Annotated in this window: 12 protein-coding genes; 4 read left to right on the top strand and 8 right to left on the bottom strand. The window is 54.9% G+C overall.

Features of this window, described 5'->3' with window-relative positions; genetic code table 11:
- Nucleotides 1-103: 103 nt before the first annotated feature.
- From ridA to argF, 4 genes are all read right to left on the bottom strand, one after another.
- The gene (ridA, locus tag ACRQ84_RS17815; protein ID WP_061718232.1) at nucleotides 104-490 is read right to left on the bottom strand and encodes a 2-iminobutanoate/2-iminopropanoate deaminase; all 387 of its coding nucleotides are present in this window, start codon (nucleotides 488-490) and stop codon (nucleotides 104-106) included.
- A 78-nt stretch (nucleotides 491-568) separates the two neighbouring features.
- Nucleotides 569-1033, bottom strand: a complete 465-nt coding sequence (gene pyrI, locus ACRQ84_RS17820; protein ID WP_064737707.1) for an aspartate carbamoyltransferase regulatory subunit — start codon at nucleotides 1031-1033, stop codon at nucleotides 569-571.
- An 11-nt stretch (nucleotides 1034-1044) separates the two neighbouring features.
- Nucleotides 1045-1980, bottom strand: a complete 936-nt coding sequence (gene pyrB, locus ACRQ84_RS17825; RefSeq protein ID WP_483816729.1) for an aspartate carbamoyltransferase — start codon at nucleotides 1978-1980, stop codon at nucleotides 1045-1047.
- A 243-nt stretch (nucleotides 1981-2223) separates the two neighbouring features.
- A complete protein-coding gene (argF, locus tag ACRQ84_RS17830) occupies nucleotides 2224-3231 on the bottom strand; it encodes an ornithine carbamoyltransferase (RefSeq protein ID WP_483816730.1) in 1008 nt (335 codons plus the stop codon).
- Nucleotides 3232-3393: 162 nt separating this feature from the next.
- On the opposite strand from argF, the gene rraB reads away from it, so the two are divergent.
- Together rraB and miaE are read left to right on the top strand one after the other, a co-directional pair.
- A complete protein-coding gene (rraB, locus tag ACRQ84_RS17835) occupies nucleotides 3394-3816 on the top strand; it encodes a ribonuclease E inhibitor RraB (protein ID WP_008104254.1) in 423 nt (140 codons plus the stop codon).
- A gap of 60 nt (nucleotides 3817-3876) precedes the next feature.
- Complete coding sequence (gene miaE, locus ACRQ84_RS17840; protein WP_483816731.1) at nucleotides 3877-4638, top strand: tRNA isopentenyl-2-thiomethyl-A-37 hydroxylase MiaE; 762 nt, start codon at nucleotides 3877-3879, stop codon at nucleotides 4636-4638.
- 88 nt (nucleotides 4639-4726) lie between these two features.
- Here the strand turns inward: miaE and ACRQ84_RS17845 are convergent, their stop codons facing one another.
- The 4 genes from ACRQ84_RS17845 to pepA all read right to left on the bottom strand — a co-directional run bounded on the left by ACRQ84_RS17845 (nucleotide 4727) and on the right by pepA (nucleotide 10274).
- Nucleotides 4727-5230 (bottom strand): GNAT family N-acetyltransferase, encoded by a 504-nt coding sequence (locus tag ACRQ84_RS17845; protein ID WP_064737703.1) that lies wholly within the window; start codon nucleotides 5228-5230, stop codon nucleotides 4727-4729.
- Between the two features lie 66 nt (nucleotides 5231-5296).
- Nucleotides 5297-8152: a valine--tRNA ligase gene (locus ACRQ84_RS17850; RefSeq protein ID WP_483816732.1), complete on the bottom strand. Its 2856-nt coding sequence runs from the start codon at nucleotides 8150-8152 to the stop codon at nucleotides 5297-5299.
- Nucleotides 8153-8154: 2 nt separating this feature from the next.
- On the bottom strand, nucleotides 8155-8616 hold the full coding sequence (locus ACRQ84_RS17855; protein WP_008104246.1) for a DNA polymerase III subunit chi: 462 nt from the start codon (nucleotides 8614-8616) through the stop codon (nucleotides 8155-8157).
- A 146-nt stretch (nucleotides 8617-8762) separates the two neighbouring features.
- Complete coding sequence (pepA, locus tag ACRQ84_RS17860) at nucleotides 8763-10274, bottom strand: leucyl aminopeptidase (protein ID WP_008104244.1); 1512 nt, start codon at nucleotides 10272-10274, stop codon at nucleotides 8763-8765.
- A gap of 269 nt (nucleotides 10275-10543) precedes the next feature.
- Between pepA and lptF the strand changes: the two genes are divergently transcribed.
- Both lptF and lptG read left to right on the top strand, forming a co-directional pair.
- Entirely contained in the window at nucleotides 10544-11644 is a 1101-nt protein-coding gene (lptF, locus tag ACRQ84_RS17865; protein WP_064737701.1) for an LPS export ABC transporter permease LptF, read from the top strand.
- Nucleotides 11644-12720: an LPS export ABC transporter permease LptG gene (gene lptG / locus ACRQ84_RS17870; protein ID WP_064737700.1), complete on the top strand. Its 1077-nt coding sequence runs from the start codon at nucleotides 11644-11646 to the stop codon at nucleotides 12718-12720. The genes lptF and lptG overlap by 1 nt, the downstream gene beginning before the upstream one ends.
- The last annotated feature ends 26 nt before the right edge of the window (nucleotides 12721-12746 follow it).

Genomic DNA, 12746 nt, shown 5'->3' on the forward strand with positions numbered 1-12746 from the left:
AGGAGACGCTGCTATATGCAGCTTGACCGCTCACATAGGGCCGCATCTTCCTCCCCCATTAATGGGGAAGGAGCGAGGAGGGGGACAGCCAGCACCAACGAAATCAACGACGTACCGCAATCGCCTCGATCTCAATCTTCACATCTTTTGGCAGACGCGCCACTTCCACACATGAACGCGCGGGGAAACTGGCGTTGTGTTCGGTGAAGAACGCTTCATAGGTTGCGTTCACCGTGGCGAAGTCATTCAGATCCTTCACAAACACGGTAGTTTTCACAATATCGCCCACTTTCAGGCCGGCGGCTTCAACAATCGCCTTCACATTTTCCAGTGACTGACGTGCCTGCGCAGACACATCGTCGGCCACGGCGCCAGTGGCAGGATCAACCGGGATCTGGCCAGAGGTGATGATCATGCTGCCGAGATCCACGCCCTGCACGTAAGGGCCAATCGCTGCGGGTGCGTTTGAAGTACTGATTTCGCGAGACATTGTTTCTCCTTGAAAGTGCGCGGCCGACCGATGTCTGCCGCGAAATGAATCGTCCCATTATAGGGACGATGCCGGCGATTACCAGTGACCGAGCACCACGTGGCGCGCGAACTCTTTCTCACAATATTTGCACTTCAGGTGCACATCATCTTCGCGCTTTTTTACCGCAAAGCTGGTGAAAACCGGCTCGTTACGGCTAATGCAGTTACTGTTCGGGCAGGTTAACACGCGGTCAATACGATCCGGCAAGGTGGGGGCGATCTTTGCCACCACTTCGTATTCGTCAATGCGGTTCACCGTGGCGAGCGGCGCATACACCGCGAGCTGATTGATCTGATCGTCGGTGAGGAAGGTGTTTTCGATCTTGATCAGATCTTTGCGACCCATTTCGCCTGACGGCAAGTTAAGACCAATGGTAATGCGCTGTTCGGTTTCGGTCAGGCGGAACAGCGACAGTAGCTTAAAGCCGACCTGCGCCGGGATATGGTCAATCACCGTGCCGCGTTTGATGGCTTCAACCTGCAGTTTATTATCGTGTGTCATCGCTTTGCTCCTTACAGTGCCAGATCGCGATTCAGTACCAGCGCCAGCAGTGCCTGGCGCGCGAAGATGCCGTTACCCGCCTGTTGGAAATACCAGGCGTGCGGCGTGCTATCGACGTCGGTGGTGATCTCGTCGATACGCGGCAGCGGATGCAGCACTTTCATGTGGTCGCGCGCTCCGGCTAAATCGGCAGCGCGCAGGATGAACTGCGCTTTGACGTTGGCGTATTCCGACGGATCGAGACGCTCTTTCTGCACGCGCGTCATATAGAGAATGTCGAGCTCCGGCATCACCTCTTCGATGGTGTCGTGGCGCGACCAGGCAATGTTCTGCTCATCCAGCATATCGGTAATGTACGACGGCATCGCCAGCGCATCCGGCGCGATAAAGAAGAAGCGGTTGCCGTCAAACTTCGCCAGCGCCTGCGTCAGTGAATGCACGGTGCGGCCATACTTCAGGTCGCCTACCATCGCCACATTCAGGTTATCGAGGCGATTTTGTGTTTCGCGGATGGTGAAGAGATCGAGCAACGTTTGCGTGGGATGCTGGTTGGCCCCGTCACCGGCGTTGAGAATCGGAATGCCGCCGGAGAACTCGGTCGCCAAACGCGCCGCGCCTTCCTGCGGATGACGCATCACGATGGCATCGACGTAGGTGCCAATCACCGAAATGGTATCGGCGAGGGTTTCGCCTTTCTTGCCGAGGGAAGTGTTGCTGCCATCGGCAAAGCCGACCACCGACGCGCCGAGACGATGCATCGCGGTTTCAAATGACAGGCGCGTGCGCGTGGAAGCCTCAAAGAAGCAGCTGGCAATAACGTTGTGCTTTAGCAGCTCCGGCTGAGGATGGGCTTTCAGCTGGGCGGCGGTATGCAGCACCAGCTCCAGCTCGTCGCGGTTGAGATCGTTGATGGAAATAATGTGCTTGCGATATAGCGGGTTGGCCATAGCGTTCTCCTCTGCGCTGCCGGATTGCGGACAAAAAAAAGCCCCTGCTTAAGGGGCTTTTTTTACGATCGATTGATGACGGAAAGAAACAAATGCGCCGCCCGCTTTCAGGCGTCGTTGAGCGTCAAATTGTGCGCTGCACTGTGGCATGTTTCCTCCGGCAAATTGGGCCGCATTATACGCATTCACTGATTTGCATCAAGCAAATATCGCGTGCGAGGTAAACGTTTGCGGCACAGCAAATTATCGCTTGCCGAGCGTTGCTACCATCACCGCTTTAATGGTGTGCATGCGGTTCTCTGCTTGATCGAACACGATACTGTGCGCGGATTCAAACACCTCATTACTCACTTCCATGCCATCCTGCAAACCATACTGTTCAGCCATTTGGCGGCCCAGCGTGGTTTTGTCGTCATGGAACGCGGGCAAGCAGTGCAGGAACTTCACCTGCGGGTTGCCGGTCAGTGCCAGCATCGCGCTGTTAACCTGATAGGGACGCAGCAGGGCGATGCGATCTTCCCACACCGATTTGGCTTCGCCCATCGACACCCATACATCAGTGTAGATGAAGTCGGCACCTTGCACGCCTTCAGCGATATCTTCGGTCAGCGTGATTTTGCCGCCGGTTTGCTGCGCGGCCACGCGGCATTGTTCTACTAATTCCACTTCCGGCCAGCAGCCTTTCGGCGCCACCAGACGCAGATCCAGGCCCACTAGCGCTGCGGCTTCCAGCATGCTGTTGCCCATGTTGTTGCGCGCATCACCAACATACACCAGCGTCATTTGATTCAGCGATTTGCCGGGCAGATGTTCCTGCATGGTCAACAGATCGGCCAGCAGCTGCGTAGGGTGAAACTCGGTGGTGAGGCCGTTCCACACCGGCACGCCAGCGAATTCCGCTAAGGTTTCCACCAGTTGCTGGCCGTAGCCGCGATATTGAATACCGTCATACATGCGTCCCAGCACGCGCGCCGTGTCTTTCATCGACTCTTTATGGCCGATTTGGCTGCCGCTTGGGCCGAGATAAGTGACGTTAGCGCCCTGATCGTAAGCGGCAACTTCGAAAGAGCATCGGGTACGAGTCGAGTCTTTTTCGAAGATGAGCGCGATGTTTTTGCCTTTCAGATACTGCGTTTCGCTGGCATTTTTCTTGGCGTGTTTTAATTCACCTGCCAGACTCAGCAGAGAAGCGATTTCGGCTGGGGTAAAATCCAGCAATCTCAGGAAATGTCTTTGATGTAGCTGACTCATACAGCACTCCGGATGCCTACATTAAATGAATTAAAATTCAATCTAACCGTATGAATATGCATTTTCAACCCCAGCGTTAAGAAACTTGTTGTTTTGTGTAGTGGCGCGCGAGGCAGTGTGGGAAAATAATTGTATTCAGCCGAATATTTTGAGGACACACCCATGGCATATGAAGCATTGCTGGAAGAACAGCGTGAAGAGACGCGACTGATCATTGAAGAGTTGCTGGAAGACGGCAGCGATCCTGATGCGCTTTACACTATCGAGCATCATCTCTCCTGCAACAATTTCGACTCGCTGGAAAAGGTCGCGGTTGATGCCTTCAAGCTGGGCTACGAAGTGAGCGAGCCAGAAGAGCTGGAGCTGGAAGACGGCACCACTGTAATGTGTGTGGATATCCTGAGCGAAGGCGCGTTGAAGCCTGAATTGATTGATGCGCAGGTTGAGCAGCTGGTGAATCTGGCGGGCAGCTACAACGTCGATTACGACGGTTGGGGCACCTACTTTGAAGATCCTGATGCCGAAGATGAAGACGACGATGGCGAATTCATCGACGACGAAGAAGACAACGGTGTGCGTCACTAAGCATTAATGGGCGGCGCTCGTCGCCCTGAAACCTTCTCCCCGTAAGACAAAAGATTGCCCATGAATTACGCTCCGCTATTAGAACCGATCTATCAATTCCTGCATTGCCGCACGCCACAAGCGTGGATTGATGAAGCGCGCAAGCCGGAAAATCTGACGTTGCTGCTCACCGATCACATGGTTTGCGAATTGAAGGCCGCGCAAACCGCGGTGTTTATCATCCGTAAATACGTGGCGGATAAGCCGAGTGGTGATGCCATTCTGGCGTGGCTCAAGCCGTATGAAGACTTCATCTACCGCGATGAGCAGGACAGTAACTTCATCAATGCCCACAAGAATCTGACCAAAAGCATCATCGTGCGCAACGAGTTGCCTTGGGCCGACGACCTGGTGGAGATGATGGTGCTGCTGGTTAAAGAGGAGCTGCATCACTTTTATCAGGTATGGGAAATCATGCAGTCGCGCGGGTTGCCGTATCGCAAAATCACCGCCAGCCGCTATGCCAAAGGGCTGATCCGTGAAATCGCCACCTATGAGCCTGATGCGCTGGTGGATAAGTTGATTTGCGGGGCGTATATCGAAGCGCGATCCTGCGAGCGTTTTGCCAGCCTGGCGCCGTATCTGGATGAGCAGTTGGAGAAGTTCTATATTTCACTGCTGCGATCGGAAGCACGTCACTATCAGGATTACCTGAAGCTGGCGCAGCAGATTTCGCCAAAAGATATCGCGCCGCGTGTACGCGTATTTGGTGAAACGGAAGCGCGCCTAATCAGCGAGCCGGATGGCGAACTGCGGTTCCATAGCGGTGTGCCGGCGGTTTAATAGATTGATTTCTTACCGGTTACGCGGTGCGCATGAATGCGCACCCTACGTTACACCGTAGGGTCGCCATTTATGGCGACCTCATTCATCACAACACCTTCAGCATGCGCACTTCGCAATCCACATGCCCGGTGCAGCCCATCGCGCTGTCAATCAGCTCAAATCCCAACGACTCATACAATTTAATCGCACGCGTCAGGCTACCGGTAGTTTCCAGATAACAGCGCTGAAAACCTTGCTGACGGGCGAACGCCATTGCGCGCAGCGCCAGATCGCGCGCCAACCCTAAACCGCGCACCTGCGGCAGAAAATACATTTTCTGCAGTTCACAGATATCCGGCGCGCTACAGGCCAACGGTGCGACACCGCCGCCGCCCACCACCACGCCATCATGCTCAACTATCCAGTAGGCGCTGTTGGCTTCGTTATAGAGCTCGAACAGGCGATCCAAATTGGGATCGGACACGGTGTAGCCTTTATCCGCCGTCAGACCAAATTCAGCTGATACGTCGCGGATCACTTTTGCAATCCACGGATTATCAGCGGCGGTAATGGGGCGCACCTGTAAATTGATGGGGGCGTCGGTGGTCATCATTATCTTCCGGTATAAAAAAGCCGGGCAGTGCCCGGCTTCGATTAAGCAGTTGGACTGAAGCGCTTACAATGCCGCAATCACGCCCTGCTGTTCAAACAGTTTTGCTTTAGATTGTTCCAGCTCAGCCACGCGCTCGCGCTCTTTCGCCACCACAGCTTCCGGCGCACGTGAGACAAAGCCCTCATTCGCCAGCTTGGTCTGGATCTTCTCGATTTCGACATCAAGTTTCACCAGCTCTTTCGCCAGACGCTCGAGCTCGGCTTCTTTGTTGACCAGATCCGCCATCGGGATTAGCAACTCCGCGCCTTCAACAATCTTGGTGACCGAAACCGGGCCTTTCTCGCCCGCAGGCAGAATGGTCAGGCTTTCCAGACGCGCCAGACGCGACAGGAAGGTGCGGTTCTCTTCTACACGACGCTGGGCGGCGGCAGAGCAGTCACGCAGTAACACGTCGAGCGGCTTGCTTGGTGCAATGTTCATCTCAGCACGGATATTACGTACCGCGACGATCGCCTGCTTCATCCACTCAATATCGGCTTGCGCCTCGGCATCTTCTTTTGCCGCGTCATACTGCGGGAACGGTTGCAGCATGATGGTATCGTGGTCGATGTTTTTCAGGCCTTTCACACGCTGCCAGATGGTTTCAGTGATGTAAGGAATGATCGGATGCGCCAGACGCAGCAGCGCTTCCAGCACGGTAACCAGCGTATTACGCGTGCCGCGCAGTTCCGCTTCGCTACCGCTGGTCATCACCGGCTTGGTCAGCTCCAGATACCAGTCACAGAACTGGTTCCAGGTGAAGTCGTACAAAATATTGGCAGCGATATCAAAGCGATAGTTATCCAGCGCTTCACGATAGGCTTTCACGCTGCGGTTGAACTCGCTCAGAATCCAGCGATCCGCCAGCGACAGCTTCATCTCGCCGCCATTTTGGCCGCAATCCTGCTCTTCGGTGTTCATCAGCACGAAACGGCTGGCGTTCCACAACTTGTTACAGAAGTTGCGGTAGCCTTCGAGGCGCTTCATATCCCAGTTGATGTCACGACCGGTTGAGGCCAGCGCGGCGAGGGTGAAGCGCAGCGCATCGGTACCTGAAGGTACGATGCCGTCCGGGAACTGCTTCTCGGTACGCTTGCGGATCTTCTCCGCCAGCTGCGGCTGCATCATGTTGCCGGTACGCTTCTCCAGCAGATCTTCCAGCGAAATGCCGTCAATCATATCCAGCGGATCGATGACGTTGCCTTTCGATTTAGACATCTTCTGGCCTTCTTCATCACGGATCAAACCGGTCATGTAGACGGTTTTGAACGGCACTTGCGGCTTGCCGTTTTCATCTTTGATGAAGTGCATGGTCAGCATGATCATGCGCGCAATCCAGAAGAAGATGATGTCGAAGCCGCTCACCAACACGCTGGTTGGGTGGAAGGTACGCAGCGCTTCGGTGTTTTCTGGCCAGCCCAGCGTCGAGAAAGTCCACAGACCGGACGAGAACCAGGTATCCAGCACGTCGTCGTCCTGGCGCAGCGCGACATCGGCGGCCAGATGGTTTTCCTGACGTACTTCGTCTTCGGTGCGGCCAACATAGACGTTGCCGTCGTTGTCATACCACGCCGGAATGCGGTGTCCCCACCACAGCTGACGTGAAATACACCAATCCTGAATGTCACGCATCCATGAGAAGTACATGTTTTCGTACTGTTTCGGCACGAACTGGATGTCGCCGTTTTCAACCGCTTCAACCGCAACTTTCGCTAGCGGCGCGGTGCGCACATACCATTGGTCGGTCAGCATTGGCTCAATCACCACGCCACCGCGATCGCCGTAAGGCACGGTCAGGTCGTGCGGTTTGATCTCTTCCAGCAGGCCGATTTCACCAACGGCAGCAACAATCGCTTTTCGCGCTGCGAAACGCTCCATTTTCTGGAACTGGGCTGGAATGTCGTCTGCGCACTCGTCGCTGACTTCGCCGTTGGTGTCGAACACTTCCGCGCGCTCGCGGATGTCGCCATCAAAGGTCAGAATGTTGATCATCGGCAGCTTATGACGACGACCGACTTCGTAATCGTTGAAGTCATGCGCTGGTGTGATCTTCACGCAGCCGGTGCCTTTTTCCATGTCAGCGTGTTCATCGCCAACGATCGGAATGCGACGGTTCACCAGCGGCAGGATCACTTCTTTGCCGATCAGATCTTTGTAGCGCGGATCTTCAGGATTAACCGCTACGCCGGTATCGCCCAGCAGGGTTTCCGGGCGCGTAGTGGCAACCACCAGATAATCTTTGCCTTCTGCGGTTTTCACGCCGTCCGCCAGTGGATAGCGGATGTGCCACATTGAGCCTTTGCTCTCGCGGTTTTCTACTTCCAGATCGGAGATGGCAGTACGCAGTTTTGGATCCCAGTTCACCAGGCGCTTGCCGCGGTAAATCAGATTCTCTTTGTACAGGCGGACAAACACTTCGCGCACCGCGTTGGACAGACCTTCGTCCATGGTGAAGCGCTCGCGCTCCCAGTCAACTGAGTTACCGAGACGGCGCATCTGGCGGGTGATAGTGCCGCCGGATTCCGCTTTCCACTGCCAGATTTTGTCGATGAACGCATCGCGGCCATAATCCTGGCGCGTTTTGCCTTCTTCAGCGGCAATTTTGCGTTCTACCACCATCTGCGTGGCGATACCGGCGTGATCGGTACCGGCCTGCCACAAGGTGTTTTTACCCTGCATGCGCTGATAACGAATCATGGTATCCATAATGGTCTGCTGGAAAGCGTGACCCATATGCAAGCTGCCGGTGACGTTCGGCGGCGGGATCATGATGCAAAAGCTTTCCTGGCTGGTGTCGCCATTCGGTTTAAAGTAGCCCTGCTGTTCCCAGTGCTCGTAGAGCGGCTGCTCGATATCTTGCGGGTTATATGTCTTTTCCATTTCTACACTGTCGTTTGCGGCGAGGGTGGCGTCGCCGTATTCAATTGGAAACCAACGCTGCGATAGGCTTTATAGCGATCGCGCGCCAGTTGTTTTAGGGATTCTTCATAAGGTACGAAGTCTATCACTTCATGGAAACCAGTAGCAAAATCTGCGAACTGTGGCAAAAGGCTTATCAGCAGATCGCGCGGAGAACTGCCGCGGCGCTGCGGCCAGGCCAGCTCAACCGGTGCGCCGTAGCGCGGGCCTTCACCGGCCAGGTTGTGCGGCACAAAGGCGTTGGCCGGAAGCTGCCAAAGTGCTTCATCCAGCCGATTGGCTTGTTCTTCGTTCTCACAGGCTATCAGGATGCGTTTGCCGTCACGCCAGCGTGTTTCGGCAAGAGAGCACACCAATGCTTCGATGGCGGTTAAGCCGTCGCTGGCGCTCTCCGACTCCATCACATAGAAAGTGGCGTTTTTCATGGCGGACTCATTTCCATAAATGACAGTGGGGCGCATTGTGCGCCCCGTGGGTTCGTGCGTCTAGCTTTTCGGTCGCCATGAATGGCGACCCTACTTCGTAGGGTGCGCATTCATGCGCACCGTTTCAATGACCGCACCGCGACAACTTAATCGTCGCCGTTCAATCCCGCGCGATTTAACAGGAACTGCGACAGCAGCGGCACCGGACGACCGGTTGCGCCTTTGGCTTTACCGGAACGCCATGCAGTACCAGCGATATCCAGATGCGCCCAGTTAAACTTACGCGCAAAGCGCGCGAGGAAGCAGGCTGCGGTAATCGCTCCGCCAGGACGGCCGCCAATGTTCGCCATATCGGCAAAATTGGATTCCAGCTGCTCCTGATACTCATCCGCCATCGGCAGACGCCAGGCGCGGTCGCCGGACTGCTCAGATGCACTGATCAATTCGTGTGCCAACGGGTTGTGGTTCGACATCAAACCGCTTACGTGGTGGCCCAGCGCAATCACGCAGGCGCCGGTCAGCGTGGCCACGTCAATCACCACTTCTGGCTCGAAGCGTTCAACGTAGGTCAGCGCATCGCACAGCACCAGACGGCCTTCGGCATCGGTATTTAACACTTCAACGGTTTGGCCCGACATGGTGGTTAACACGTCGCCCGGACGCATGGATTTGCCATCCGGCATGTTTTCACAGCCAACCAGCACGCCGACCACGTTCAGCGGCAGATTCAGTTCCGCCACCATACGCATCACGCCATACACAGAGGCCGCGCCGCACATGTCGTATTTCATCTCATCCATCGCTTCGGCCGGTTTGATGGAAATACCGCCGGAATCGAAGGTTAATCCTTTGCCGACCAGCACAATGGGGCGCGCTTCCGGATCGTTATTGCCTTTGTACTCAATCACCGACATCAGCGATTCATTATGTGAACCGGCACCAACCGCCAGATAGGCGTTCATACCCAGCTCTTTCATTTGCTGCTCGCCGATGACGCGGGTTGTTACATTTTTGCTGTACGCATCCGCCAACTGACGCGCCTGTGACGCCAGATACGCGGCGTTACAAATATTTGGCGGCATATTGCTGAGGTCTTTGGCGGCTTTCACACCGGCAGCCACCGCTAAACCGTGCTGAATCGCGCGCTCGCCGCTGGTAAGCTCACGGCGGGTCGGCACGTTGAACACCAGTTTGCGCAGCGGACGGCGCGGCTCGACTTTGTTGCTTTTCAGCTGATCAAAGTTATAGAGCGCTTCTTTAGAGGTTTCGACCGCCTGACGTACTTTCCAGTAGGTATTACGGCCTTTTACGTGCAGTTCAGTCAGGAAGCACACCGCTTCCATTGAACCGGTGTCATTCAGGGTATTAATGGTTTTCTGAATGACCTGCTTGTACTGACGCTCATCCAGCTCGCGCTCTTTACCGCAGCCAATCAGCAGAATGCGCTCTGACAGGATATTCGGCACATGGTGCAGCAGCAGCGTTTGGCCCACTTTTCCTTCCAGTTCACCGCGGCGCAGCAGGGCGCTGATGTAGCCATCGCTGATTTTATCCAGCTGCTCAGCAATGGGTGACAAACGGCGCGGTTCGAAAACGCCAACAACAATGCAGGCGCTACGCTGTTTTTCCGGGCTACCGCTTTTTACACTGAACTCCATGCACTCTCCTGAATCTTAAAGACAACGGCCTTGGCTGTCGTTAGAATGTAGCGCGCTCGTAACTCATTAATTCGTTACGACGCCATGACAATTCAACGCCGGTAGTCATAATGAGTTGTGGTGACAAGTAAGTTGTTTTTTCACCACGCTAACGCGTTCGTCATACTATTTTAGCTACGATGACGGCCATTGATGAAGAAAAATGGCTGATAAGCGTTGAAACTAGCGATTTTCCTGCAAAAAGACAAGTTATCACAGGCGTACTAAGCGTGATCATCATTAGATATCTGGTTCGGGAAACGCTCAAAAGCCAGCTGGCTATCCTCTTCATCCTGCTACTGATCTTCTTTTGTCAGAAGTTAGTGCGGATTTTGGGAGCTGCGGTGGATGGCGAAATCCCAACAAACTTAGTTCTGACATTGTTAGGACTTGGCGTGCCTGAAATGGCACAACTTATCCTGCCCCTAAGCCTGTTTCTGGCGATTTTAATGACCCTTGGGCGGCTGTACACCGAAAGTGAAATCACGGTGATGCATGCCTGCGGCCTGGGGAAAAGTGTGCTGATTAAAGCCGCGATGATCCTGATGCTGTTCACCTCGATCGTGGCGGCGGTCAACGTCATATGGTTAGGGCCATGGTCATCACGTTATCAGCAAGAAGTGACGCAAAACGCCAAAGCTAATCCAGGCGCGGCGGCCTTGGCGGCGGGGCAGTTCCAGACCTCCAGCGACGGCAATGCGGTGCTATTTGTTGAAAATGTGAAAGGCAATACCTTTGGTAACGTGTTCCTGGCGCAATTGCGTCCGAAAGGCAATGCGCGTCCATCGGTGGTGCTGGCTGACAGCGGCCACATGGAGCAACATAAAGATGGCTCACAAGTGGTGACACTGGATAAAGGCACACGTTTTGAAGGCACTGCCTTGCTTCGCGATTTCCGCATCACGGACTTCGTGAATTATCAGGCGCTGGTGGGCTATAAAGAAGCTACGCTCGATCCAAACGATGCCGATCAGGCGAGTATCAGCACGCTGATGCAAAACAAGACGCCGCAGTTCCAGGCGGAGTTGCACTGGCGCTTAACGCTGATTTTTGCCGTGCTGATTATGGCGTTGATGGTGGTGCCGCTCAGCGTGGTGAACCCGCGTCAGGGCCGCGTGCTGTCGATGTTGCCTGCCATGCTGCTGTACCTGATCTTCTTCCTGCTACAGAGTTCTCTGCGTTCCAACGCGGCGAAGGGCCGGTTCGATCCCGCAATCTGGATGTGGGTGGTGAACGTTTCCTATCTGGCGCTGGCGGTGCTGCTGAACCTGTGGGATACCGTGCCGATGCGTCGCATCCGTGCGCGCTTTAGCCGTGGAGGATCGGTCTGATGTTTAAGGTTCTTGACCGTTATATCGGCAAAACCATCTTCAACACCATCATGCTGACGCTGTTCATGCTGGTGTCGTTGTCGGGCATTATCAAGTTCGTTGATCAGTTGCGGAAAACCGGGCAAGGCGCTTATACCGCGCTGGATGCCGGTTACTACACCTTGCTCAGCGTGCCGAAAGATATCGAAATCTTCTTCCCGATGGCGGCGCTGTTGGGTGCATTGCTGGGTTTGGGCACGCTGGCGCAGCGTAGCGAACTGGTGGTGATGCAGGCATCGGGCTTTACCCGTATGCAGGTGGCGCTGGCAGTAATGAAAACCGCGATTCCGCTGGTGCTGTTAACCATGGCGGTGGGCGAGTTTGTTGCGCCTAAGGGCGAACAGATGGCGCGTAACTATCGTGCACAGCAGCTGTACGGCGGTTCGCTGGTCTCGACGCAAAATGGCCTGTGGGCGAAGGACGGCAACGACTTCATCTACATCGAGCGCATTAAAGGTGATAACGAGATTGATGGCGTCAGCATTTACAAGTTCAGCGATCAGCGCCGTTTGCTCAGCGTGCGTTACGCAGCCAGCGCCACCTGGAATGCGGATAAGAAGCTCTGGGCGCTGTCGCAGGTCGATGAATCAGATCTGCAAGACGCTAAACAAATTACCGGCTCGCAAAGCCTGAGCAGCGAATGGAAAACCAATCTGACGCCCGATAAGCTCGGCGTAGTGGCGCTGGATCCGGACGCGTTGTCGATCAGCGGCCTGTATAACTACAGCAAATACCTCAAGCAGAGCGGCCAGGTTTCAGGACGCTACTTGCTGAATATGTGGAGCAAAATCTTCCAGCCGCTGTCTGTAGCGGTGATGATGCTGATGGCGCTGTCATTTATCTTTGGTCCGCTGCGTAGCGTATCGATGGGCGTGCGCGTGGTGACGGGGATTAGCTTTGGCTTCCTGTTCTACGTGCTGGACCAGATCTTTGGCCCGTTGAGCCTGGTATATGGTTTACCGCCAATATTGGGTGCGATTCTGCCGAGCGGCGCGTTCTTCGCGATCAGCTTGTTCATGCTCGTGAAACGTCGGTAATTGTTGTAGGGTCGCCATTTATGGCG

This window comes from Pantoea sp. E2023-21 (assembly GCF_051302795.1).
GTDB classification, from domain to species: Bacteria; Pseudomonadota; Gammaproteobacteria; order Enterobacterales; family Enterobacteriaceae; genus Pantoea; species Pantoea ludwigii_A.

Bases quoted from the DNA above. Each gene is read 5' to 3' on its own strand.
- pyrB (WP_483816729.1), bottom strand. From the start codon at position 1,980: ATGGCCAACCCGCTATATCGCAAGCACATTATTTCCATCAACGATCTC.
- miaE (WP_483816731.1), top strand. From the start codon at position 3,877: ATGAATTACGCTCCGCTATTAGAACCGATCTATCAATTCCTGCATTGC.
- ACRQ84_RS17845 (WP_064737703.1), bottom strand. From the start codon at position 5,230: ATGACCACCGACGCCCCCATCAATTTACAGGTGCGCCCCATTACCGCC.
- pyrI (WP_064737707.1), bottom strand. From the start codon at position 1,033: ATGACACACGATAATAAACTGCAGGTTGAAGCCATCAAACGCGGCACG.
- argF (WP_483816730.1), bottom strand. From the start codon at position 3,231: ATGAGTCAGCTACATCAAAGACATTTCCTGAGATTGCTGGATTTTACC.
- ACRQ84_RS17850 (WP_483816732.1), bottom strand. From the start codon at position 8,152: ATGGAAAAGACATATAACCCGCAAGATATCGAGCAGCCGCTCTACGAG.
- lptG (WP_064737700.1), top strand. From the start codon at position 11,644: ATGTTTAAGGTTCTTGACCGTTATATCGGCAAAACCATCTTCAACACC.
- ridA (WP_061718232.1), bottom strand. From the start codon at position 490: ATGTCTCGCGAAATCAGTACTTCAAACGCACCCGCAGCGATTGGCCCT.
- ACRQ84_RS17855 (WP_008104246.1), bottom strand. From the start codon at position 8,616: ATGAAAAACGCCACTTTCTATGTGATGGAGTCGGAGAGCGCCAGCGAC.
- rraB (WP_008104254.1), top strand. From the start codon at position 3,394: ATGGCATATGAAGCATTGCTGGAAGAACAGCGTGAAGAGACGCGACTG.
- pepA (WP_008104244.1), bottom strand. From the start codon at position 10,274: ATGGAGTTCAGTGTAAAAAGCGGTAGCCCGGAAAAACAGCGTAGCGCC.